This is a genomic window from Mesorhizobium sp. M0159 (assembly GCF_040322295.1).
In the GTDB taxonomy this organism is placed as follows: domain Bacteria; phylum Pseudomonadota; class Alphaproteobacteria; order Rhizobiales; family Rhizobiaceae; genus Mesorhizobium.
The window spans coordinates 1-23,122 of the sequence record NZ_JAMYTF010000064.1; the positions used below are offsets into that span (position 1 = coordinate 1).

Here is a 23,122-nt window from a genome sequence, read left to right on the forward strand (position 1 = left end):
CGTGCTTGCGGCACAGATCGGCAACCGATACCCCGGCCTCATGTTCCTTCAAAATTCCGATGATCTGATCTTCAGAGAAGCGGCTGCGTTTCATGTCCTGGTCCTCTCGATGGGCCAGAACGAACTTCAAACCGGATTAGATCAGAGGGGCAAGGTCATCTCAGGGCAACGACCGCTTCACTCCTCACCGGCTTGGCAGGATGGGGAAAAGGTTTTTAAGCCGGCTGGCGCAGCCACTGCCGGTCGAAGGTCTCGAGGATGGCGTGGAACTCGGCAGGCGGGATCTGGCTGGGGCCGCCGTCGCGCCTGTCTCCGATGAGGAATTGCGCGAGCTGCCGGTCGACCGCTTCCGGCCGCTCGATGATGAGGCCGAGCGCTGCCAGGTCCTCGGCGATCGATCTGTCAGACGAGAGATATCCGCCCCATGCCTCGGGCGCCGGATCGTGCAAGCGCACGATCAGTATCCTGGTCAGCGAAGGCTGTGGCTCCGGGCCGATGATGGCACCGCCACACATATAGCCGCCGAGCACGCTTCCCGGCTGCGACTGCGGGAACAGGCAGAAGAAGAAGTGGGCGTCGCCGTCGGTCTCCTTCAGATGCGCATAGAGGCCGCGTTTTGCCAGCGAGACCTGCCCGCTGATCAGCAGTTGGCCGGTTGGCAATATCTCGCGATAGGAGGCCGTCAGGCCGTGCCCCTCCGGCCCGGCTTTTATCGACAGACTGCCCCTGATCAGCTGGCCGTGATGATAGGGCGACAGAGCCTGCGAATAACACGCGTAGGCTCCAGCCAGGGCGGCGCCAGCGCTTCGGTCCTCATGCGCGGAGGTCTTGGGTGGCCCACCGGCGCGGCGCTCCAGTTCGGCCTTGCCGATGCCGTGGCGGGCGCAGATTGCCGCCGTAAAGGCTGGGAGGTCGCTCTCGGCAATCCAGGCGCCGGGCTGCTCCAGGCCAAGAAGCTTCGACCAGTCATCATAGACGCTGAGCTCGCGCGGCTGCGCGCGACCCTGCAACCATTTGTCAGCGCGGCCGAGATCGAACGCCGTTTTCGGGTTGATAGCCCGGAATGCCGCCGCCAGGTCCTTGCGGGTCACGACCCCGAGCAGGGCCGACGTCAGCCGTAACTTCTTCGCGACATCCTGTGCCATCCGGCCGCCCCCTTAGTATCCGCAATATGCAACTTGTGCCAGCACTTGGCACCCTATGTTTCCACATACTAATATTCCAGGAAATCCGCAGAATTCCAGGCCGTTCCACGCGCTCGCCCTTTCCTGTCCGAGGGCTGACGCTAAGTTCGCGGAGGGTAAGGGCAGATCATAAAAAAAACTCACACTAACTGAGCCTGAATACAAATCCCCTTCCTCAGACACTTTGAACGACCGCGAAGCCGAGCTCTCGGAACTAGCAAACGAGCGTAGACGCCTCTTTAGGGAAGGAAGAATACGATGTCCTGGACTGCTTCTCCCGCCACCCCCGTCATCGCACTTGCGGCCGGATGCGCCGCACTGGTGCTGATGCTGAACTTTGCGCCGGCCGGAGAATTTCCGTCGCGGTACGTCAAGCCCGCTCCTACGGCGCTGGCTGCCCAACCAACACGTATTGAAATCGACGGCGATGCCCATGCGATCCGCTTTTTCGTCGACGGAAAACAGGTCGCCCTGCTCGATTCGACAGGCTTCAAGGATTGAATTCACGGCCCGCCCTCCGGCGTCCTCCCGGCAGGCGGAGAATCTGGCAATGACATGACCGGAGAGCCCCGCTATGAAGTTCGCGCTATCTGCACTTCTGATCGTGCTCACACTGCCGCAAGCCGCGGAGGCAAAAACGAAAATCCCAGGGACGAAGGTCGCCGAGACGAAGGTAGCGAGGACCGAAAAGGCCCGGCCGCCGCTCGACAACAAACCGACGGGCGGCATCACCGCATCGCCAGGCGCGGCGGCGCGGCCGCCCGTCAAGGGCGAGTACAATCCGGTGTATCCACCGGCGATCTATTTCAACTATTAGTCGGCGCCAGCTAATTTTTTAGAACGCCTTTCCTGCGCGCATCATAGCGCGGCTTTTTCGGCCGTTCGAATCGAGCCGTGCGCCCGTCGGCCGTTTTGGCGTCGAAAGCGACGGGCACGCTGTGAACCACGCACGCTGCCGCCAATATCTCCTCCAACTCGCGATCGGTCGCCTTGCAAGCTGGCATGAGTGTCCGAGGCGCGCAAATTGCCTGTACAATGGACAGGTAGCGGGCCTTGCCTCTGGAGAGAGCTCTGTCGCAAAACCTTTCGGTAAGTGGAGCATGGCAAGGAACACTCCTCAGCTGTGGAGGAGCACGTGATGTTCAAGGGCCGCCACTTCGAGCCGTCGGTGATCTTGCTGTGCGTGCGCTGGTACCTGGCCTACAATCTGAGCCTGCGCGAGCTGGAAGAGATGATGGCCGAACGCGGCTTGAAGGTCGACCCCTCCACCGTCCATCGCTGGGTCGCCCACTTCTCGCCGCAGCTGCTGGAGCGCTTCAACCGGCGCAAGCGTGCGGTCGGCAGCAAGTCGCATTTGGACGAGACGTACATCAAGGTCCGCGGCCAATGGATGTATCTCTACCGCGCCATCGACAGCCTCGGCGACACGGTCGAGTTCTTCTTCAGCGAAAACCGTGACCTGGTGGCGGCCAAACGGCTCCTCCGCAAGGCGCTGGCGCGCCATGGCCGGCCGGAGCGCATCGTCATCGACGGCAGCCAGACCAATCGCGAGGCGATCCTTTCCTGCGACGCTGAAAGCCGCCTGCGGCAGCGATCGCGGCAACCGCTGAAGCCGATCCGCATCAGCAAAAGCCGGTATCTCAACAATCGGATCGAACAGGATCACCGGCGTATCAAGCGCCGCATTCGATCCATGCTCGGCTTCAAGTCGCGGGCGAGCGCCGTGGTTATCCTCTTCGGCATCGAGAAGATCCACATGATGCGCAAGCGACAGGCGAGGTATGCCTACAATCCCAGTCCGTCGATCGCCGAGCAGTTCGATATCCTCGCTGCCTGACGGACAGGCCGAAATGGCCGTTCACAACCCCAGTTCCAGGTTTGCGACAGAACCGGGATAGGTCCCCCTTCCGCCAGCTAGGCGCCGAGCCGTCAGATGTGACGACCGGACTGGGGGCGAAAGCTCGACCCCTTCGGGTCATAAGAGCAGCACGACAACAATGGATGCCAGCACGAGGGCTGTACCGGCTACTGTGCTCATATCTCAACTCATTTAGTGGACCGGGAACTTGCAGGGGTAACGGGCTTCAACGTCGACTGCCGGACCGGCTGGATGTGCGTGGATGATGCTTGCATCGCGAAGTGCTGTCGGTCCCGCCATGGTCGATGTCCACCTCCTGTGGCCCCGCCTCGGAACCCGAGCCGGTGGCGCTGAAGCTTGAGCACGACCCACGCCGCACCACGGCCGCGCTGGAGTTCCTCGACCGCGCGCTGACGCCGCCACGCGTGCTCATGGCGTTCAAGCTGGTCTTCCTGGTGCAGCTGGCGCGCCTCGCCACGCGCAGCCGGTGCACCCGCTGCGCGTGGGATGGCCCGCACCCGACCTGTCGGCCAGTGATGCGCGCGCCTACGCCGCCTGGTTCGGCGTTCCGGTGGAAGACCTGCCTGTGCCCATCGTGGTGTTCGCGGCAGAAGACACGCAGCGGCCATTCCTCACAGCGAACCATGGCATGTGGAAGTTCTTCGAACCGGCCCTTCGACAGCGCCTGGCCGACCTGGAGAAACACGCCAGCACCGTCGAACGCCTGCGCAGCGTCCTGCTCGAGGCCCTGCCCGCCGGCGAGTTGTCTATGCCGGGCGTGTGCAGAAAGCTCGGCGTCAGCAAGCGCATCCTGCAGCGCAGGCTGCAAGCGGAGGGGAGCAGCTTCCAGCAGACGCTCGATGCGCTGCGCAATTCACTTGCGCACCACTACCTGCACGTCCGAAATACCGTGCGCCGCCAGCGTCAAATCCCACGATGGCGCCCAAGGTCTGGACATCGGGCCTCCCACCGGATGGCGCTTTCGATCATCGTCGCACGGTTCAGCCGCTGCCACGGATCAGTCCTTTTCAGGAACCTTGGATGCGCTGCTGGTGGAGGATGAAGCTCGTGGACGAGGGGACCGGCTGCGGATGACGCGGATCCACGATTTGTTGGTGCGCGAAGGCTTCGAGGGGTCCTACGATGCGGTTCGGCGCTAGGTGGCGCGTTGGAAGATCGCGCAGCGGGACAGTCCGGTGATGCATCCTGCATTCTTGGGCGGTCATCTCACTGATGATCACGGGACTCCCCTGGTGAAAGAGCCAGCTTCATTCGGTGCATCTCGATGCCGCGCAAGGGTGCGCCGATGCAGGCTGCGCCGGACTCAGGCACCTCCTTGTTTAGCCGTCTCAAGAAATCGATCGGCGAAGTTGGCGAGTGCGTTCCAGTCAGTGAATTCGTGATCGCGCTCGGGGCTCGGATCGCCGCTCTTCATTACGACGAATTTCACGAACTGCTCCTGAAAGTAATCATACTTGGTGAAGCGCAAAGCCCCCCCGAGAAGGAGGGTCATGCATGGTTGCCACCCTGTCACGGCGACGAAGCGATCCACATATTTTTGAGCTTCCGTCTTTTGGTCTTGCAGCGCCGCCGACAGACTGACGGATATGAGGGCCGCAGGCTTAGTGTTCAGCAGTTCGTGATGCGCAAATGCGAAGTTCGTGACGGTTTCCTGGTGGTGCTCCTGGTGGATCGACGCGGCAATGACGAACGCGTCGAAGTGTCCGAGCTTCAAATCGGATGCGAGGGCTGCGCTATCTAGCAGGTCGACTTGGTGCTCGCGCTCGCGAATGTGCGTTGCCGTCCGTGCGGCAATTTTCCTCGTCTGCCCTTCGGTCGTTCCATAGACAATCAGGATATTCACGATATTCCTCCGACAGCGTTGCCCACGTCGGTGCCGAGAGGACCCGGCGCGAGTCATGGGGTAGGCTCTGCTAACCGCTGGCGAGCGCGGCGTCTGCGCAATCTTCCTCGACCGTCAGGAACCCGATCTAACCTCGATCCGCTTTGCCGCTGCCTGCGGAGCTCTCGGGATGGCGAGGTGAAGCACACCGTCCTTCATGTCCGCCTCAATTCCATTGATGTCGAAATCCCCGGAGAGAGTGAACTGCCGCTCGAAATCGCCGACGTCATACTCGCGATAGGCCTGGCTGTAGCCCTCGGGCGTATCCTCTTCGACGCGGCCATAGATAGACAGCACACGCTTGTCCAACGTGACCTCCAAGCCCTCCGGGCTGACGCCGGGCAGATCCGCAACGACGACAAGGCCCGTTTCAGTTTCGTAGATGTCAACCCGTGGTACGAAGACCAGCCTCTCATGGGTCCGCTCGCCCGCGTCCTGCTCCGCGGAGAGCTTGCCCTCCAGCTCCGGTTGGCTAGTCGGCGTGGCCTGAGACTGCTTGCTCCCCTTCGTTCCCGCTCTCGTGGTCTCTCGCTTAGCCATGACCCGCCTCCTTGCTCGCTTTCACGTGAATGCGCTTGGGCTTGTCCTCTTCGGCCCGAGCAAGATCCAGAGTCAGTACGCCATTGACGAGATCCGCTTCAACCTTGTTCGGGTCGACCACAAACGGCAATGACACGGTCCGCACAAACCGGCCGCGACGACGCTCACGCCGGTGGTATCCCCGCCGGGCTTCCTCAGTTTCGGTTTGCCGCTCTCCGCTGAGCGTAACGGAATCCCTGTGAATTAAGATGTCCAAGTCTTCTGATCTTACCCCAGGCAGTTCGGCGGTGATGATGACGCCGTCCTGGTTTACCAAGACATTCACCGCCGGGAATTCCAGTCGGCTCACTTCGTCTTGGAGGCGGCGTATGTTGCGGAGTGGATCTGCGCCGAATAGCATTCGTGCGATCATTGTCTCCTCCTCGGAACGCCGCGCCGCAAGGCCCTCGGGTTCCCTCGATGCACAGCAGGGCCATCCCCGCTGTTGTCCGCCCATCGGCGGTGCGCCATAGAGCGACGAATACCGAGCCCGCGGCTCCCACCTTCCAGCTCTGAAACTTAAACCAGAGTCGCCTAGGTGGTGCCGCAGGTTCGCCCATCATGTTTCATTGGCAATCTGGTTTACCTGCCTGGTTCGCATTCGCTTGAACGGTTCTCCATGGTGTATGGCCAGTTTGTCTCCGCATGACGATGAAGAAGAATGCCAAGATGGCACTTTGTTGCTTTGATCTGAATCAATTCGAACAGCTCATTGGATGATTCCGTCCCGATCCCTTTTTTAGTTCGAAGCTGATCGACGACCCGCAACTTGCCGTCCTTGTACAAACCATTGCCGATCCGACCGATGCCGATTTCTGTCCAAAATTGTCACCGAGATGACGCAGCTGTCTGATGGTGCTCAGTTGCCAGGTTCTGAGCTCATTGACTCCAGTATAAGACCCATCGATGCTGAAGACGGTGACAATCCACAAGCGGAGCATATCATGGCCGATTCTCAGGAAGCTCAAACTGTTCAGACAACAGTGGCACCAGCCAAAGTGGAAGCCCCCCAAGAGAAGAAGAAAGTTCCGCGAGCAAAGAAAGCGAAGGCAGAGCTCGCCAAACCGATCCGCAAGAACGGGGCGAGGCCAGGGCCCCAGGCGGCTGAACCTGCGATGGCAGTGCGGACCGCCCGGAAGACTTACTCTGAGAAGGAACGCGTCCAGAAGCTTGCCCAGATCGAGAAGTCGATCGCTGGGGGTGCGACCAGTAAGAGTGCGGTCGGCCAAGCCGGCATTTCGGAGCAGACCTACTATCAGTGGAAGAGGGCTGTGGCGCCTTCTTCAGATAGCGGCGATCTCCGTGATCTTGTCGCGCTCGAAGAAGAAAACAAGCGCCTTAAGAACCTGCTTGCTGACCGTCTGCGCAAGGAAAATGCCGAGCTCAAGAAGAAGCTGGGCCTTGCGTAAGACATACTGAGCCTCGTTGGAAATTCCGCCGACGCTCAGAGCGGCAACGGCGGCATATCGCCTTCGCCGACCCGCCACATCCAGGAGCCGATCTCCGGACGCGCGGCGATCATTTCGTCGAGCGAAGCCTCGAACGCTTCGTCCGCACCGGCCGGGACGACAAAGAGCGCGATCGGCTCTTGCCTGTTCTGGAGCAAAGCGCTGGCGATCGGCTGGTCAGTTTGCAGGTCGTAGCGCAATCCCTTCACGCTCTTCTCGCGAAGGCGGGCGAGCGCGTCGACCAGCCGCTTCTCCGGAACCGTCTCGTAAGGAATCCAGTTCTCGGATACCACCATTAACGCGACCTCCTCAACAATGGCGACGCCGGCCGGGTTCAGTCCGAAGGTCGCGATCACTATCAGATGTGAGCTGGAATCCGCTCCCCACAGCGACAATTCTCTCTCGAAACGTGCCTGCAAACGCCGATGCAATGCATCGTCGATGACAAAGGGAAAGCCGGGCAAATGCCTGATGACGAGTTTCTGACCGGATCGGGCGGGCATGATCTCCTTCACCTCGCCGACCAGAACCAGTAGCTTTCGTGGGCCGGATTTTGGCGGGAGCGCCGTGCCGAGAACCGCGTTGCGACGTTGTTCGATCGCTTCCTTGTTCTCGGAGCGAAACGGCTCGGGCACAAACAGGATATCCGCGAGCGGTCCGCCCATCACCGCCATTTGCCCGGCAGCCTCAAGCAGATGCCAGCGGACATTCCACCAATGTCGCTTGCCAGCCCATCGGGATGTCCAGACCGTCAATTCGGCCTCGTGCCAGAGATAATGGATGAGGCCACGCAGCGAAGCGTCGCTTCCCGAAGTCGTCGGCTCCGCAGCGAGGCGGCGGTCATAGAACTGGCAAGCGAGGACCATTGGCTTGTCTGACTATCGTTGCGCCTTCAGCAGACGCTCGAGCGTTGAAAAGTCACTCATGTCGCGGTAGGGCGTCAGGTCAAGATCCTTGGGGATCTTCTTGAGCTTCTCTTCGGAGATCGGTTTTTCGTTCTTTTTGTTGACGGCCTGGTAAGCGGACCAGCCAACACCCGCCGCCTTCACGGCATCGCGTTCGGCTCGAAGGGCGATTTGATGCGCGTGCAGGTAATGAAGCCCGAGTTCGTCTAGGAGCGCCTTTTCAACGATCTCGTGCGTTAGCAGAAATGGGGCAAGCCGGACCTTGGCCGATTTCCAATCCATAGTGCGAGGCATATGGCGATCGATATAAATCGTCCTGCCATCTTTGCTGTAGCCAGCAATGTAGGGGATATCGAAATCATGAACGATCTTCACCCGACGATGCAGCGCCCGCACAGCGTCACTCAATACATCATCGTCCAAGTCTTCGGAAACGTGGCGGACTTCATCTTCAAGCTTCATTTTTCCACACTGACATCAGCGGCGCTTTGCTCCCATAGACCGGATCCTTCCGTGGACGGCCAACTTGGGAATCGTTCGTAATGCCCGCTCATGTTCCTGGGCTGTCGTGCATTCGTCATAAGGGCCGGATGCGGGAGAAGCGCCGACCACCAGGAAACCAGCAGACTCGGAGAGACATTGGTGACCGGTGCCGGCCGGAAGAACTGCCACGTCGCCGGCCTTCAAGGACAATGTACGGCTCCTGTTGCCCCCGAACCGAACCTTGCCGGTTCCGCGCGCAACCCGAAGCACTTCATTTTTGCGGGGATGGTAATGAACGTAGTGGTAGATGCCGTCCCGCCAGCCGCTACTCCAGCCATTGGCTTCGGAAAGCTCTTCCAGCACGGCTGCGGAATCAAATTGTTCCACCGACCTTACGGCGCCACGACAGACGACAAACGGCCAGAAGGGGTGATTCGGCACGAGGCCGTCATCCTTGAACCGAAATTCGAGTGGCTTCTTCACCTTCACAAATTCGGCGAGTTCTTGCTTTCTCGGTCGCGCGATACCCGTCGCCTGCTCGGTAGCTTTCTTCAGGCTCTCAAGAATGCCCACGGCGAACCCTTGCGCTGGATGAGACGTCAGACAGAACAGCGGGGAAAGCCTCCGCTCTGGTCTCAACGAATCTCAACCAGCGACACCGCACTTTGTTCCTTTTGCCGAATGGCCGCTATTAAGCTGGTGCGGCCCGCGAGGAGGACTGAAGTCAGAGAAGCGCCCGCATGTCGGCCGCTCAGCTTGTGCCTGCCGGAGTTGAACGAGAATTGTCTTGGCGGTGCTGCGCCAAGAAGGCATTTGCGTCCTCCCGGTTCTTGGATTCTAGGATCCGGGCGATACCTTTGACCAATTTCCGCCGCCGATGCAGCGGAAACGCTGGTGTTTGAGTCATCGATCACCTCACCCGGATCGCCCAGGCGCAAAGTACGGATGCGACAGTGACATTCCGCAGCCACAACCGCCTTTTGCGGGCTCTCGGAGCTTAAGAAGGTCGATGCTTAAGGCGTGCCCCTATGAATGCCTGGCGGTGATGCTCCCGCCCGGCGCCGCTCATCGCAGCGCGGGGCGCCTAAAGACGTCCTTCTTCTCCCTTTTGCGCCTCCGCCGCTGCTCCGTCTGCGGCACGCTCCAGCGCAACCATTTTCTTTACCAGGGCGAGCAGATCGCGCTTGGTGCCATGCGGCAGAGACACGACCTGTTGGGCGAGTTCCATGGTGTCGCGCGCTTCCTCCGGCGTGCGGCCCCATAGATGCGGGGCAGCGCTGAACAGCATTTCCATCGGGATGAACCCGAGGATTTCGCACAGGTGGATCATCCTGGTGACGTGCATTTTTGAGAATGCGCGTTCATAGCGGCCATAAACCTGCATCGAAAGGCCAAGCAAGGGAGCGAGCTCTGCGCGAGTCAGATCCTTGTCCTCGCGCGCCTTGCGGATGAAGGTGGCAATTCTTTCATCGATCTCGCCGAGGGTTTTGATGCCTTCGAACCCTGGGCGGCGGAAAACAGGTTTGTCGATCTCGGGATCGATCGTCTCAACCAATTCCATTTTGTTTTTATAGGCGTCCATATCCTTAGCCACGTCCTCTCCCTTCTTGCCTTTTTCCAGTCGCGGACAGGGCGACGACCTCAATCAAACATTTGAAAACGGGATTGACCCAATTACGCCCCGGGATTCTCTTGCACAGCGATTTTCCAGAAGCGGGCAGTGAGGACAGCGCTTTCCGCTACTCGCAATAAGCAACCATCAGGGCCATGCTGCGCTTGCCTTGCATGGTTCTTTCCAGCGGAAGCCTGCATTCATAACGCCCTTGAGCTGGCGCGGGGATAGGCACTGCCCACTGAGAGAAAATCAGCGCGCCCTGGCTGCAACCATTCGCCAAGTACCCGGCTTTCCCTCGAACACAGCTTCGACAAGTTTTTCCCCATCGACCCACCCCAAATGCGCCAGGAGTTCGCACGCGATAGAATCCCTGCCAATACTAATACATCGCTTCACGGTAACCGTCGATCCAGTCCCGTGCATTGAGATATCCCAATTGGATAAGCGAAACAGCTCGCCTTTGGCGGTTTCGTCAGATGGCCGGATGGCAGCATCGGGAGCGGATTCCATAAGCCCGTTCAATGGGGAAGCGGCTTTTGAGCCTTCACCCAAGTCGAAGCCTTGGCGACCGACCAAGGGTGCGGCGTAGATGCCAATAAGGATACCGATTGTCATCCCGAGCAGGAGGCCTCGACCGCCCATGGATCAATAGCCGTTGTCTCGGAGGAACTGGTCGATGGCTGCCTTTATAATCACCGTCATCTTGATGTCGTTGTCGAAGGCGGCCTTTTGCAGTCGCATCTTGGTGTCGTAGTCCAGCGGGCAATTGACGTAGTGCTTGGCTTCTCGCGTGTGCGCCCGTTTGAGGTCGCGCAGGCGATAGCGTCCCTCCTCCTGAGCCAGGGCACGTTCGGTCGCCTTGCTCTTGCGCTCTTCACCGCTCGGGTTCGGCAGACTGCGCCGCGGCCGTTCTCTTGACCCATCCGCTACCGAAACCGGCGCCGCTGCTGGTTCCCTAGCAGCCGTTCCAGCCTCTGCCTCTTCCGACACAGAGGCTGGTTTCGTTGTGGCTTTGGATGTGGCTGGCTTCGGCCGTCGCGGTGCGATCGGAAAGTCAGAGACGGACAGTTTGCCTGGTTTAGACATTTCCCACCTTTTCCCGGTTTGCCGCGATATGGCGATCGAGCTCGGCCACAAACGTCGCGATCTCCGCGCGACCCTTCATGACCGGGTCAGTCAGTTCGAGCATCTGCAAGGTGCCGAGACCGTTGCGGATTTCGCGGTAGCAATTGCGTTCGGTGAGCTCGGTTTCCATCAGCGTCGATTCATAGCCATTGTCGCGAAGATTGGCGATGAACGGACGGATCAGCCTGTAAGCCTCGAGAACACGGCCCGGAAGGGCGATGCGCGTCACCACGTTGACGTGGGGAATCGTGCGCCGCTGCCTGTCGCCGATATCCGCGGTCACGGTGGCGGCTTCGCCGGCCGCCTTGATTTCATCCTGGTTCGGCTGAATTGGCGTCAGCACCAGATCGGAATTGCGGATGATCGTGTCGCGGATGACGCTGTCGACGCCGGGTGAGTCCATCAGAATCACGTCATAGACGCCGTCTTGTTCGGCAAGTACGGTTTCAATGCTTCGCTGCGTTGCCGCGCTGTGCAGGTCGATGTTGGCCGGAAGATTGTCCTTGGCCTCACAGCGCTTCCACCATTCGGCGAGGTTCTGGCGCGGATCGGCGTCGATCAGAAGAACCTTCTTTCCTTGAATAGCGTACTCGCCGGCAACGAGGATAATGACCGTCGTCTTCCCGGCGCCGCCTTTTCCGCTGATCGCGCAAATCCTTCGAGGCATGTCTGATCCCTCTTTTGCCGTCCCGAAGTCGACGCGGCAGGCCGTCGCCACGCTCAATGCCTCCTCTTGGGCACCAGCATTTCCAAGCAACAGCATTTCCAAACGAAGCGAGTGCTTGGTTTCGCATGGCGTTGTTACACGATGCGATCACACCTCACTATCGTAGCGTGTGGTACTTCAATCACATCTTACTTTCACATCGTAACGTCATGGCATGTGAACACACCGTGTGAACAAGTCGTGTGAAACTGTATCAACCGCGCGCTGGCGTTGAGCAAACCGTGGAGCCCGCCAGTTCGACGCAATTGTCCCTCGCTTGGCCAAAGAGGCCGTCCAGCGCCGCCGCAGGCCTTCCCGCTCCTTTTGTGGTGAACCCCGGAGCCGCGCGAAGGTCGTCTGTGACGCTGGCACGCAGTCCGCCGGGGCGAAGAGCGGAGCGTCCCTTGCGGACGAGTACGAGGGGCACACAAAGGCCGACAAAGCGGTCCTGGAGGTGAACCCTGAAGAGCGTTTTAGCGTTTGAAGCGGCAGGGGCGAAGACCCTGCCGGTCGTTTCGATTAGGGCGAGCGAGATTTGTGTCTGCTCGAAAGTTTCTTCGGTTGAGTTTGAATTTCACGTCTATTGATGGTGGCAGGATACGGAAAAATGTGCGACATTTTTCCCAACGATCGAGGAACAAGCCCTCGATGCCTGCCGCAAGCGCCAGAGAGGGGGCCCCAAGGCCAATGGACGACGCGAAATTCGAGGTCCGGCTCGAGCCGGACCGGAAGGGTCGGATGGTGCATGCCCGCGTCAGCGCGGACGAATATGCGGCGATCGAAAAGGCCGCGAAGGCGGCCGACATGACGGTTTCGGGTTTTTTCCGGTCGCTGATTATTGAGGGAGCGGGTGTTCGGCCGGTCCTGACCAAGGACGACCGCCTCGTGATGGCATTGCTGCTGGAGGATATGCGCGCGATCGGCGTGAACTTGAATCAGGTGGCGCGGGCGCTCAACAGCGGCAAAGGGGTTCATCCGAGCGAGCTCGACATTAATCTTGGCAACGTGCAGCGCGTCCAGGCGGCCGTAATGACGGAGTTGCGATCGCTGGCGAAGCGGGCCGGCTACAAGCGGCGAGGGGAGGGGTAAGGGGTGGAAATCTTCTTCGGCGCCTTTACGAGCGAATGGGAGCAGCGCCGCGCGGCGTTGCTGCATGAGCTATCGCTTGGGCCAAAACGCCGTTCGTCGGCCGAAGACGAAATGAAGCGCCGATTGAAAGCGATGGCCGAGCTGGGCGGCGGTGGTGCTGGTGACGTTGGCAGTCAGCCGAAAATGCGGCGGGCGGTCGCCAAGCCGATCTTCGCGACCGAGACGCGGGCAGCAGCGGTGTCCCGTCCAATAGAAGCGCGGCTAGCGGCGGTGGCCCAGGGCAGCCAGCCCGCGGTTGTCAAAATGGCATCCTATAGCGGCGGCGCGAGGGTAGGGACGATGCTGAATTATGTGTCGCGCGGCGGCGAGCTCGCGGTCGAGAACGAGAACGGGGAGCGCATCAGCAGCCGCGAGGATCTGGCGCGGTTGCGGGGTGACTGGAACCATCTGTTCCAGAACCGCGCAGAGAGCCGCGATATCGGCAGCTTCACCGTAGAGATTGCGACCGCGGCGGTTTCGTCAGACGAGGCGATGCACGAGCTGGCCAGGAATAGTTTGACGAGCGCGTTCGGCGATCGGCGCTATGCATATGCGGTCACGCGCCAGGCCGACGGCGCGCTGACGGTTCAAGGAGCGGTCGTGCTCAGAAGCGGGCAGGGGGAGCGGCTAACTGGCGACGACAAGGCCGCCAGCATTATTCAGGCGCGATATGACGCGAGTACGGCCGCGCAGGGTGCGGCCGCGCGGTTCTCGTTCCAGGGCTACGGCAATGGTGTCGAGTATGGCGCCAGCAAATTGAGGAGCCTGGTCGAACGTCATGACGACAACGTTCGCGATGACCGCGGCCAAGTCATCGGTGACGAAAAGCTCGCTGGTGACCTCGTGCAAAAGGAATGGCGCGGTGATCTGCATAGCCGCAAAGGCCGCGACGTGATGCACCTGATCATGTCGGCCCGGGCCGGCACGAACATCGAGGCGTTTGAAAACGCTGCACGCGACTTCCTTGCCGAGCAGTTCGCCGGCCATCGCTACGTGTTTGCCATGCATGATCCGGCCAATGATCCGAAGGAAGAAGGGGAGGGGGGCAAGCGGCCGCATGTCCATGCCCACGCGATCATCACCATGCGATCGGAATTCGGCGTTCGGATCGAGACGAGCCCTCAGGTGTTTCGGGAGTGGCGGGCAACAATGGCGGAGAAGGCCCGGGCGCAGGGAATAGCGATGGAGATGACCGATCGTCGCGAGTTCGCCAGCCCGCCCGGCTTTACCCGCAATCAGGTGAGGCCGGTGAGCAGGGAAGGGCGGACCGAGCACGTCGGGACCAGCGAGGCGGCACAAGGACGGTACGACGCCAAGCGGGGCGGACGACGCAGTCTGGCGAAGGCCGAAAGAAGCCGGGAGTATGCCATAAAGGCAACACAGAGTTGGCAGAAAATTGCGCTCGCCAGCGGTGACCGGCGTGTTGTCGCTTATGCAGAACAGCTGCGGAATCGTTTGACAGCAAGCCTTTCGGCAGGTCAGGCGAAAGCGAGCGTAAATGTCGTCCATACAGATTTCGGATCGAAATTCCGCGCCAATCTGGTAACCTTGCAGAAAGTCGTTTTGGAGGGCCAGGAAATGCGCGAGACAACGCGGGCAGAATTTGAAGCATATGAAAAGAAGGTCGAGACCGCCTTGTTCGGGCTGGAACGGAGTGTCGGTCCGGACGAGCGAGACGACTTTGATGAAGTCGCGTCTGTCGCCCGCGAGCATGTGAACGCCCGGCGCGAGCTGATGGAGCTTTACGAGATGAAGGGCCAGGCAGAGGCGGCGCAGGGGACTGCGACCGAGCGAGACGAGCGCGGCAAGCGTCGAGACGATGCGAATGAACAGTGGGATGCGGCAGTCGCCAAACACGGTAAGGCGGTTATCGAGGCGGCAAATGACGTTCTTGTGGACATCGAAACTAGTCGCGAGGTTTTGGATAGAACTGAGGCCGGTGAGCTTTCCAACGATCCAAGAGTATTGCGAGCTGATATTGAGCGCGGACTGGCTCGCGCGGCAGAGCTTGCCGTCCAGGGCAACACCTATATGCGCGAGGTAGCCGAGAAGGATCCGGAGCTCAAGCGCGCCATCGAGGCGGCAGAGCAGACGCAAGAGCGGCCGGCAGAAGAGCAGGGCAAAACTCCTGCAAATGTCGATGCCGTGAGCGAACAGCAGCGAGATCCTCGCCCCGAGGAGGCGGAGCGCCGGCCGGACGAACCGGCCGAGCAGGCTCACGAACTGGCGTCGACCATAGATGCTACAAATCGGCTGCAGGATAAGTCAAACAGGGACAAGGAGGCCGCACAACGCGGCGGTGAAACGACGCGGACCGATCCGGCGCAACAGCATATTCCTCGCCTCGAGGAGTTGGAGCGCGAGGAACTAGAAAGAAAGGAACGCGACCGCGACGACCGGGACCGTTGATGGGCCATGTTTAATCGACAGGATTACGTTTACCAGAGCAGCGACCCGAAGGGTGACGAGGGGTTTGGCAAGGTATTTGCTATCGTCATCTGTTTCGTTTTCTTCCTGGGTGCACTGCAGGTTGCTTATGAAACCGTGTCTGGCTGGTACCAAAATTTCGTGCAGTGGGGCAGCGACATGCTGGCTTTTTTGGCCGGCTTTTGGCCGTTCTGATAGTTCCGGGCCCCCGGGCGCTCGAGATGGCGTGATCGCGGAAGGTGGCCCGGAGCACGGCAAATCACCTGCTAATAGCGCCAACCTCGCCTGAATTCGTCAATGAACCATCGCTCGACGTCGTCCCGCACCGAAGTACTGCTTCGGAATTTTAAGTGGCCCGGCGACTTCTGCTCAAGCCAAGAAAAGAAATCGGAAAAGCTTGGATTCTCTGGCTGATGAGGAAGCCCACGCTCTTCAGCCCATTTTGTGCAAAAGTAGCGAACACCCTGTTCTGCTTCATCCTTGGTCATGAGGGATGATGACAGGTGGTCACCCAAAGGCAAGTGTTCTGCTCCGACACAAAGGAAGGCACCGACGACACCGGTCCGTCCGAATGGCGCGTATGACAGCCATTCGCGTCGCCACGTCCCGCCGATCAATTTGTGACGGCAATTGAGAGCGACAACCCGCCGAGCTTTAGAGCCAAAAGGAAAGTCGGCGGCCCATCTTTCAATGAGCATTGCCTGAACCCGCCGACCTGCGGATTGCCAGTGGCCCCGCGATTCGCAGCTTTGCCGGAACGAAGGGGTGCCGTCTAGCAATGTAGGCGTGTACAGTTCCAGGTGCGGAAGTTTTCAACACTCTGCCTTAAACCGCAGCGGCCGGCCGATGGTCCCAAGTTTCCGTTCTGTGGCCCTGCTTCTTGCGCGATCCGCCTTTCCCCCATACGAAAGCGGAATAGCAATGGGAGTTGATGAATGACCGAAGAGAACAATCACCAGAACGCACAATTAATGGAATTGACCGCGGATATTGTCGCGGCATTTGTCCAAAAAAACTCAGTACCCGTAGCAGGCCTGCCTGATCTTATTTCTTCAGTGAACTCCGCTCTCGTTAGCTTAGTCAAGCCAGCTGAAGTTGAGCAGCCAACACAGATCCCGGCGGTCAATCCGAAAAAATCTGTGTTTCCCGACCATATTATTTCGTTGGAAGACGGGCGCAAGTTCAAGTCGATCAAACGGCACTTGGGCCTACTTGGCATGACGCCTGACGAGTATCGGGCCAAATGGGGGTTAGCGCGGGACTACCCCATGGTGGCACCAAGCTACGCTGCACAACGGTCAGAGTTGGCGAAGTCAATCGGACTTGGTCGCAAGGCAGGCGCAAAAATGCCTACCAAGAAGGACCCAGCCAAGAAGGCACCAGCCAAGCGGGTGAAGGCGTAAGACCCTGACTTAGGCAAGCGGACCAACGCGATGACACGCCAATCCATTGCCGAAGAGCTTGAAAGCGCTGCTGGTCGCATTGCGGACATTTCGCGTGCGGATTTGCAGATCATCTTGCGGCGCGCGGCATTGATGCTCAGAAACGTCGCCGGCGTGCCGCTGGAGCCAGCAACTGAGGACGCAGCACCGATCTGGGTGAGGCCACACTTCCGAGATGACTGCGATCACAGGACAGCCCCGCTCGTTAATACAGGAATGGACCCGACTTCTCGAACCAGCTTGTTTAGTATGGCCCACTGGAATTCGCGGAGACCGTCGGCTGGAATAACGAACGAGCCTGGCCCCCCAATCACATGCCGCTCATAATATTCCGCGGTCGTCTCACCATTTTCTACTTCAGCGCCGATTGGCAGACCGTTGATGACGATATTTCTGTGAATTGCTCTCTGGCGACTGTCCTCAAGTGAAGATCCGTCATTGTTTGCCCCGTCGCCAGAGATATCGATGACCAAGCGCGACGCTGGGACAGGCAGATTTTGCAAGGCCTTAACCGATGCATCGATCGCGTATGAGATGGATGTTTTCGCGCCATGCGGACCAGGGCCTTGCCTGTCCGACTTTTTCCGGATTGTTGCCGCGATGATGCCCGCATCATTTGCGTCAGAGAGAATGGCCCAGTCCAGCCGAGTTTCTAAGGAGCCGAAGCTCGACCATTCGACGAAGGTGACAACTATCTTGCCGTGTCTACCGCTTTTGATCATCTTGAGCACGGCGGTCGATTCCAAAGCAGCTGCGTAGCTCTCACGTTGCAAATTTGCCTCGCTTTGACTGATTGAGCCGGACACATCGGCTGCAAGGACAATTGCAACGTCGACTACCATCGACTGGTCAAGAAAGCGCTTCTCGTTGACTCCGAAAGAGCCGTCATGAATAGGCTGGTCAGCGATCACCAGTATTCCAAACAGCCACGCAGTCAAAACAGAAGACGAGAGGGTTTCCATCTCCAATCACCCTTGCAACGCTTGCCTCAGTGTGGGCACATAAAGTTAAGCTAATTTAGCAAGTATGCAATCAGAAGTGAGCTTGACACCTGATGACGGACGGGGCTGTCAACGCGCTTTAAACCACACCCGCGGCAGTGGTTAATAGACCTGGGACAAGCAGGCTGAGGCATCGTGGCTATTGAAGGCTGGATCGAAAACGCCTTGCGGTCTCTCCCATGGGAGCAACCAGGCGCCTGAGAAAATCCCTCCCAGCACCTGCTATCAGCACAAATGCGCGGATTGTGGTGGTCCGCAGATCGAATCTTCGGGCCGCTGATGCTCGGCCGGCCCGCTGCTTCTCGAGATAACGCGCGAGCGCAATATCATGGCGCAGGGGCGCAACCTCGCAGCCCAGCCGCCGGTTCTGCCCGGGATCAACATGCCAGAAAGGCCACTCGTTCGGGTGTAGCATAGCGTCCTCCTAAGGCAAGGCTGCCTCGTCCCGATAATCTCCTCCACCGCCCGTGAAAAATGCGCTGGAACAAGCGTGATGAATTCGTGAAAAGCGCCAACGCCGGCAAAACGACAGTTGAATTAGAGACGGCGACGCAAAAGGATCGCCGGCACTTCTGTGCTATAGTGGATCCGATGGCAGGGCCTCATCTCTATCTACTGGGTGGTTTCGACTTTGCCGGTGATGCGGCGATCGTTCCCGCTCTCAGCCGCAAGGCGCGGGCCATGGTGGCTTATCTCGCCCTGCAATCCGGACATGGGCAGTCGCGCGAGAAGCTCGCGACGCTGCTTTGGGGCGTCAACGGCGAGACTCAAGCCCGAATGAGCCTGCGGCAGGCCGTCTCGACCGTCAGGAAGGCCATGCAGGCTTCTGGCGGCGGGCAGTTCCTGACGGAGGGCGACAAGATTTCGCTCCATGTCGATGGTCTAGATTTCGACGTCGCGCGGTTCGAGGCGCTGGCCGCCAGTTTACAGCCTGACAACCTCGAACAGGCGCTTCACGTCTATCGCGGCGACCTGCTCGACGGCTTCGGTCTGAAAGAGGAGGCATTTGAGGATTGGCTGCGGATCGAGCGCGAGCGCCTGAGGGCGATGGCTGTCGCGGCGCTGGACAGGCTCCTCGCGCACTACTGCGCAACGAGCGATGCTGCCTCATGCGTCCGCGTGGCAACGCGCCTGCTCGCCATGGAGCCGCTACGGGAGGACATCCATCGCACCTTGATGCGGGCCTATGTAGCCCAGGGCCGCGTCAACCTAGCTCTGAAACAATATGAGAGCTGCCGCGATGCCTTGCGGCGGCAGCTCGACTTGCGACCCGAGTCTGAAACCCGGAAGCTGTATGAAGACCTTCGGGCGCGCCGCACATCGGACGCGGCTTTTCCAACAGCCAGAGCACAGACGCGATCCCAAGCCGGTGAACGTCCGGATTTCTCAGGTCAGCCCATCAGGCCGCCGACGCGCTACGTCAAATCGGCCGGAATCAACATCGCTTATCAGGTGACCGGCGACGGGCCGATCGACCTGATGTATGTGCCTGGATGGGTCTCCAACGTCGACCTTGCCTGGTCGTCGCCGCGGCTGGCGCACGTGCTCCACCGCCTCGGCGCCTTCTCGCGCCTGATCCGCTTGGACAAGCGCGGCACTGGGCTGTCCGACCGCAACGTCGGTCTGCCGACGATGGAAGAGCGTATGGAAGACGTGCGGGCAGTGTTGGATGCGGTCGGCTCGAAACGCACGGTCCTGTTCGGCAGTTCCGAGGGCGGCCCCATGTGCATGCTGTTCGCGGCGACGTATCCCGATCGCACGGCGGCACTCGTGCTCAACGGTGCCTATGCCAGCGGCAGATGGTCGAAGGATTACCCCTGGGCCAGGACGAGCGAGCAGGTCGAAGAAGATTTGGCGCTCGTCGAGAGAGAGTGGGGAGAGCCAGCGGACATGAGCAACGCAGCGCCCAGCCTGATAAACGACAGGTTCGAGAGAGAATGGTTCGCCGCCTACCTCAGGAATTCAGCCTCGCCGGCCGACGCGACCGCGCTCTGGCGCTGGGGCACCGAAATCGATGTTCGCGACATTCTGCCGGCCATTCACGTTCCGACACTGATCGTGCAGGCGACGGGCGACCGCTGGGTAAAGCGGGAAGAAGGACGCTACCTGGCAACTCATATCGAGGGGGCCAGATATGCTGAACTTGCCGGTCGGGATCATGTGATCTGGGGTGAGAACTCCGATCGCCTCATCGACGAGATCCAGGCTTTCGTCACTGGTGCCTTGCCGACGGCGCCAAGCGAACGGCTTCTGGTGTCGGTGCTGTCCCTGGAGATAGAAGGTCCGCCTTCTGATGCTGGCGAGGATCTGATTGAGCGGCACATCGAGGAAATCCGTGGCCAACTGCTCGCTTCCGAAGGCAGGCAGATCAGGCGCTCGGCAAGCGGATTTTTCGCCGTGTTCCAACGGCCGACCCGGGCAATTCAATGCGCAGTAGCGATCCGTCATAGATTGGGTAAATCCCGCCTCCACATTCGCGCGGCAATCCACATTGGCGAATGTGAAAGACGCGGCGATGACCTCGCTGGCACCGCAATTGAGATAGCATCGTGCCTGGTTGAACACGCCAGGCCAGGCGAGATCATTGCGTCGCGGACGGTTCGTGATCTCGCTGTCGGTTCCGGCCTGGAATTCGAAGAGCATTGCGAGAGGGAAGCAAGCGAGCTGCTTGGAGGCCTGCAGCTTTTTTCCGTCGGTTGGCCAGCAGCCTGACCGTTCGCGAAGCGTCGCGTGTCCGGCCATGTTAACCACCGCAGGACAGTTGCGGTCCGTCTGTCAGCGACAAGGTAACTTAGGCCGTAGACTCATTAGCGCGAAGCCATAGCCTGATCGAAGCGAGCTGGATCATGGCGAGGAAGTTGGCAGCCAGCTTATCGTAGCGGGTGGCGACCCGACGGAAATGCTTCAGCTTGGAGAAGAACCGCTCGATCAGGTTGCGCTCGCGATAGAGCCGCTTGCTGAAGCAGGGCTTCCACTTCCGGTTGCGCTTGGCCGGGATGTTCGGCGTGGCACCCTGCTGCTGGATCAGCTCCCGGATGCGGTCGGCATCATAGGCCTTGTCCGCCAGCACGATGGCGCGCGGGCCGAGGTGGTCGAGGAGTGTATCGACGATCTGCCCGTCATGGGCTTGCCCTGCTGTCAGGCCGAGCCGGATCGGCAGCCCGCACGCATCGACGACCACGTGGATCTTGGTCGTGAGCCCGCCTCGGGAGCGGCCGAGACATTGATCTGCATCCCCTTTTTTCCTGTCGCAGCCTGCTGGTGCGCCCGGATAGAAGTGCTGTCGATCATCTGGATTTCACCGTCATGCGCGGCACTGACAGCGTCCATGAGCCGATGCCACACGCCTGCTTTTCGCCATCGCACGAAGCGGTTGTAACAGGTCGTGCGCGGTCCATAACGCTCCGGCAGGTCGCGCCACGGTGCGCCTGATCGTAGCACCCAGAAGATGCCGTTCAGCACGCGGCGGTCGTCCACGCGCGGCACGCCTCGCGGCTTGTTGGGCAGGAGCGGTTGGATCACGCGCCATTCGAAGTCGGTCAGATCATATCGGCTCATCCAGCCGCTGAATCACATCAGCGACGATATTGAAAGGCCGGCTTCAGGGTGCCTGCTGTTCTGAGAAGGGAAGCGCTATGTCGTGCTCCAGCAGTGTAACCTTATAATGGTTGAGATATGACCACAGAGCGTTGCGAAGATCATTCAGTTCGTCGTAACCCGGCGAACCTCGCCCGACTTCCTTGCAGGCCAGATCCGCTCGCTGACACAGAATATAAAGGCTGTCACCCTGAACGAGAACGCCGGGGAAGGCCCGACCAGGATGCCGCATGACAGCGGCATTGGTCTTGTCCGATAGTATCTCGACGTTCTCGCTACGCATCAGTGTCTCGCGGATCGGCTTGCTGCACCGTCAGAGCATGAGCCCGCTCACTCCGCAACCCTTTATGGGTTCACGACCTAGTTGCGCTGCCGTGCCGTCGTGCCCGGACCACCAGTTCCACCGGCATTACGATCTGCCGCGGAGGATTGTTGGCGAACACCATTGCCGCTGCAAGCCGCCCCTTACCGACAATGTCCTGCGCCACAGTCGTGGGGGGTGGTGCGCGCCGAGGAAGCACAGCGCATTATCGCAGAGGTCAAGCGGCTAGCACCTGACTATTCGCCACTGGAGTTTGCGCAAACCGGCATAGCATTCGAATATGCAAGTGATATTCGCTTCCGGCCACGCGACGTTGTCGGCTGGTCGCGCAGCCGGATGCGCGCCGGCTCAACAGCCGACGCAATGTATGAGGCCGTCCGGTCATCGCGGGTGCGCTATAGGCGCCATGGCGACCGGAATCTGGGCCAGGCAACTCGGCTCTAACAAAGGTCGACGTGGACGACCAACTGGCCCTCTGCGGGATGCCGGGAGATATGACCTTTGCCGGTTCTGTCTTCCGCCAGCACTATGCTGCCGGCGGCGAGTCGGCGAATGTCGCCGTCGCTCGTTTCGAATTCAACTTCGCCAGTAAGCCAAATCACCAACTCGCGACGCGGCGGGTTGTGCCAATCCACCACTTTCATGCCGGTAGGCACCCGGCAGATATTGCAGCCGGTCGCCGCAAGCGTGTCCGTCAGACGCAGCGGCGGATGGCCGTTGAAGAAGGCTCGGGGCAGCAATGCGAGGTCCACCTCTTCCATGTGAGTTTCCCCCTCGGCATCGGCGTAGATATGCAGATACGTCACGCACTCGTCAGTGGCGCGGGTGGCGTATGAGACGGTCTTAACGATTTCGCGCATGATTTTCTCCTGATTGTTACCGGATAGATGCGCGAGCATTGTGTGCGCTTGCCAGCACAAAGGCTTTCGGGCGATCTTGTGGATCGCGGCAGATTTACGGGTCATTCGCTTGAGAACTGCGAAGGACGGACAAAGTGCTGGTTGAATTCGATAAATTCCTGCTCGACACTGACCGACGAGAGCTTAGGGGCAGCGACGGGGGAGTGGTTCACGTCGAGCCGCAGGTCTTCGACCTACTCCTCCATCTTGCGCAGAACGCCAACCGGGTCGTCAGCAAGGATGAGTTGATCGAGCGTGTCTGGAACGGCCGAGCCGTATCGGATGCGGCACTCAACAGCCGTATCAACGCCGCCCGCCGGGCGATCGGCGACAGTGGCGAGAGGCAGGCGATCATTCGCACCGTGCAGCGGCGGGGCTTCCTGCTTGCCGCCGAGGTCAGGACGGGAGCTAGTGGCGCCGCGGAGGCGGCCACCCGGCAACACGCGCGAGCCGAGGGTACGCTGCCCGGGTTGGCCCTGCCGGACAAGCCGTCGATTGCC

The 23,122-nt window shown here is 60.0% G+C and carries 28 protein-coding genes; 11 read left to right on the top strand and 17 right to left on the bottom strand.

The genetic code is table 11. The features are described from left to right. Both NKJ32_RS31590 and NKJ32_RS31595 read right to left on the bottom strand, forming a co-directional pair. Positions 1-94 (bottom strand): transposase (locus NKJ32_RS31590; RefSeq protein ID WP_352829995.1); only part of this gene is annotated, 94 nt, incomplete at its 3' end. A 121-nt stretch (positions 95-215) separates the two neighbouring features. Further along, positions 216-1,145, bottom strand: a complete 930-nt coding sequence (locus NKJ32_RS31595; RefSeq protein ID WP_352789499.1) for a hypothetical protein — start codon at positions 1,143-1,145, stop codon at positions 216-218. A 297-nt stretch (positions 1,146-1,442) separates the two neighbouring features. On the opposite strand from NKJ32_RS31595, the gene NKJ32_RS31600 reads away from it, so the two are divergent. The 4 genes from NKJ32_RS31600 to NKJ32_RS31615 all read left to right on the top strand — a co-directional run bounded on the left by NKJ32_RS31600 (position 1,443) and on the right by NKJ32_RS31615 (position 4,105). Then, positions 1,443-1,685, top strand: a complete 243-nt coding sequence (locus NKJ32_RS31600) for a hypothetical protein (RefSeq protein WP_352789502.1) — start codon at positions 1,443-1,445, stop codon at positions 1,683-1,685. A 73-nt stretch (positions 1,686-1,758) separates the two neighbouring features. After that, the gene (locus NKJ32_RS31605; protein WP_352789505.1) at positions 1,759-2,001 is read left to right on the top strand and encodes a hypothetical protein; all 243 of its coding nucleotides are present in this window, start codon (positions 1,759-1,761) and stop codon (positions 1,999-2,001) included. Between the two features lie 321 nt (positions 2,002-2,322). Beyond that, positions 2,323-3,021 carry an IS6 family transposase gene (locus NKJ32_RS31610; RefSeq protein WP_352789508.1) on the top strand — a complete coding sequence of 233 codons (699 nt, stop codon included), beginning with the start codon at positions 2,323-2,325 and terminating at the stop codon, positions 3,019-3,021. 508 nt (positions 3,022-3,529) lie between these two features. Next, the gene (locus NKJ32_RS31615) at positions 3,530-4,105 is read left to right on the top strand and encodes a helix-turn-helix domain-containing protein (RefSeq protein WP_352829972.1); all 576 of its coding nucleotides are present in this window, start codon (positions 3,530-3,532) and stop codon (positions 4,103-4,105) included. Between the two features lie 261 nt (positions 4,106-4,366). On the opposite strand, the gene NKJ32_RS31620 is transcribed toward NKJ32_RS31615, so the two are convergent. The 3 genes from NKJ32_RS31620 to NKJ32_RS31630 form a co-directional block, all read right to left on the bottom strand. Continuing rightward, a complete protein-coding gene (locus tag NKJ32_RS31620; RefSeq protein WP_352789511.1) occupies positions 4,367-4,906 on the bottom strand; it encodes a flavodoxin domain-containing protein in 540 nt (179 codons plus the stop codon). Positions 4,907-5,020: 114 nt separating this feature from the next. Further along, positions 5,021-5,485 carry an Hsp20/alpha crystallin family protein gene (locus NKJ32_RS31625; RefSeq protein WP_352789513.1) on the bottom strand — a complete coding sequence of 155 codons (465 nt, stop codon included), beginning with the start codon at positions 5,483-5,485 and terminating at the stop codon, positions 5,021-5,023. Further along, positions 5,478-5,897: an Hsp20/alpha crystallin family protein gene (locus NKJ32_RS31630; RefSeq protein WP_352789516.1), complete on the bottom strand. Its 420-nt coding sequence runs from the start codon at positions 5,895-5,897 to the stop codon at positions 5,478-5,480. Before NKJ32_RS31630 ends, NKJ32_RS31625 begins: the two co-directional genes overlap by 8 nt. A 571-nt stretch (positions 5,898-6,468) precedes the next feature. Between NKJ32_RS31630 and NKJ32_RS31635 the strand changes: the two genes are divergently transcribed. Then, on the top strand, positions 6,469-6,933 hold the full coding sequence (locus tag NKJ32_RS31635; RefSeq protein WP_352789519.1) for a transposase: 465 nt from the start codon (positions 6,469-6,471) through the stop codon (positions 6,931-6,933). Between the two features lie 35 nt (positions 6,934-6,968). Here NKJ32_RS31635 and NKJ32_RS31640 read toward each other — a convergent pair whose 3' ends face one another. The 8 genes from NKJ32_RS31640 to NKJ32_RS31675 form a co-directional block, all read right to left on the bottom strand. Next, positions 6,969-7,838 (bottom strand): DUF1173 family protein, encoded by an 870-nt coding sequence (locus tag NKJ32_RS31640; protein ID WP_352829974.1) that lies wholly within the window; start codon positions 7,836-7,838, stop codon positions 6,969-6,971. Positions 7,839-7,850: 12 nt separating this feature from the next. Further along, a complete protein-coding gene (locus NKJ32_RS31645) occupies positions 7,851-8,339 on the bottom strand; it encodes a hypothetical protein (protein ID WP_352789525.1) in 489 nt (162 codons plus the stop codon). A 15-nt stretch (positions 8,340-8,354) separates the two neighbouring features. After that, positions 8,355-8,933, bottom strand: coding sequence for a cupin domain-containing protein (locus NKJ32_RS31650; protein WP_352789528.1), 579 nt, complete (start codon positions 8,931-8,933; stop codon positions 8,355-8,357). Between the two features lie 178 nt (positions 8,934-9,111). After that, the gene (locus tag NKJ32_RS31655; protein ID WP_352829977.1) at positions 9,112-9,267 is read right to left on the bottom strand and encodes a DUF6074 family protein; all 156 of its coding nucleotides are present in this window, start codon (positions 9,265-9,267) and stop codon (positions 9,112-9,114) included. Positions 9,268-9,444: 177 nt separating this feature from the next. Beyond that, the gene (locus NKJ32_RS31660; RefSeq protein ID WP_352789531.1) at positions 9,445-9,954 is read right to left on the bottom strand and encodes a helix-turn-helix domain-containing protein; all 510 of its coding nucleotides are present in this window, start codon (positions 9,952-9,954) and stop codon (positions 9,445-9,447) included. 270 nt (positions 9,955-10,224) lie between these two features. Beyond that, on the bottom strand, positions 10,225-10,590 hold the full coding sequence (locus tag NKJ32_RS31665) for a hypothetical protein (RefSeq protein WP_352789533.1): 366 nt from the start codon (positions 10,588-10,590) through the stop codon (positions 10,225-10,227). A 30-nt stretch (positions 10,591-10,620) separates the two neighbouring features. Then, positions 10,621-10,965, bottom strand: coding sequence for a hypothetical protein (locus NKJ32_RS31670; RefSeq protein WP_352789536.1), 345 nt, complete (start codon positions 10,963-10,965; stop codon positions 10,621-10,623). An 88-nt stretch (positions 10,966-11,053) separates the two neighbouring features. After that, on the bottom strand, positions 11,054-11,767 hold the full coding sequence (locus NKJ32_RS31675; protein WP_352829979.1) for a ParA family protein: 714 nt from the start codon (positions 11,765-11,767) through the stop codon (positions 11,054-11,056). Positions 11,768-12,493: 726 nt separating this feature from the next. Here NKJ32_RS31675 and NKJ32_RS31680 point away from each other — a divergent pair. The 4 genes from NKJ32_RS31680 (at position 12,494) to NKJ32_RS31695 (ending at position 16,764) form a co-directional block, all read left to right on the top strand. Beyond that, positions 12,494-12,895: a MobC family plasmid mobilization relaxosome protein gene (locus tag NKJ32_RS31680; protein WP_352829980.1), complete on the top strand. Its 402-nt coding sequence runs from the start codon at positions 12,494-12,496 to the stop codon at positions 12,893-12,895. A gap of 3 nt (positions 12,896-12,898) precedes the next feature. After that, entirely contained in the window at positions 12,899-15,343 is a 2,445-nt protein-coding gene (locus tag NKJ32_RS31685) for a relaxase/mobilization nuclease domain-containing protein (protein ID WP_352829982.1), read from the top strand. A 6-nt stretch (positions 15,344-15,349) separates the two neighbouring features. Further along, positions 15,350-15,556, top strand: a complete 207-nt coding sequence (locus NKJ32_RS31690; RefSeq protein WP_352829983.1) for a hypothetical protein — start codon at positions 15,350-15,352, stop codon at positions 15,554-15,556. 740 nt (positions 15,557-16,296) lie between these two features. Further along, complete coding sequence (locus NKJ32_RS31695) at positions 16,297-16,764, top strand: Ros/MucR family transcriptional regulator (RefSeq protein WP_352829985.1); 468 nt, start codon at positions 16,297-16,299, stop codon at positions 16,762-16,764. A 224-nt stretch (positions 16,765-16,988) separates the two neighbouring features. Here the strand turns inward: NKJ32_RS31695 and NKJ32_RS31700 are convergent, their stop codons facing one another. Next, positions 16,989-17,765 (bottom strand): DUF1194 domain-containing protein, encoded by a 777-nt coding sequence (locus tag NKJ32_RS31700; protein WP_352829987.1) that lies wholly within the window; start codon positions 17,763-17,765, stop codon positions 16,989-16,991. A 630-nt stretch (positions 17,766-18,395) separates the two neighbouring features. On the opposite strand from NKJ32_RS31700, the gene NKJ32_RS31705 reads away from it, so the two are divergent. After that, the gene (locus tag NKJ32_RS31705; RefSeq protein WP_352829989.1) at positions 18,396-20,516 is read left to right on the top strand and encodes an alpha/beta fold hydrolase; all 2,121 of its coding nucleotides are present in this window, start codon (positions 18,396-18,398) and stop codon (positions 20,514-20,516) included. 79 nt (positions 20,517-20,595) lie between these two features. Here NKJ32_RS31705 and NKJ32_RS31710 read toward each other — a convergent pair. From NKJ32_RS31710 to NKJ32_RS31720, 3 genes are all read right to left on the bottom strand, one after another. Next, positions 20,596-21,362 (bottom strand): IS5 family transposase gene (locus NKJ32_RS31710; protein ID WP_352622789.1). Its coding sequence is split into 2 segments (ribosomal slippage): positions 20,596-21,050 and positions 21,050-21,362, totalling 768 coding nucleotides; the frame shifts between segments, so codons are not numbered across the junction. Positions 21,363-21,405: 43 nt separating this feature from the next. Next, on the bottom strand, positions 21,406-21,684 hold the full coding sequence (locus tag NKJ32_RS31715; RefSeq protein WP_352458679.1) for a DUF6959 family protein: 279 nt from the start codon (positions 21,682-21,684) through the stop codon (positions 21,406-21,408). 479 nt (positions 21,685-22,163) lie between these two features. Beyond that, a complete protein-coding gene (locus NKJ32_RS31720) occupies positions 22,164-22,583 on the bottom strand; it encodes a cupin domain-containing protein (RefSeq protein ID WP_352829991.1) in 420 nt (139 codons plus the stop codon). A 134-nt stretch (positions 22,584-22,717) separates the two neighbouring features. Here NKJ32_RS31720 and NKJ32_RS31725 point away from each other — a divergent pair. Beyond that, positions 22,718-23,122: winged helix-turn-helix domain-containing protein (locus tag NKJ32_RS31725; RefSeq protein WP_352829993.1), on the top strand; the 405-nt coding region annotated here is incomplete at its 3' end.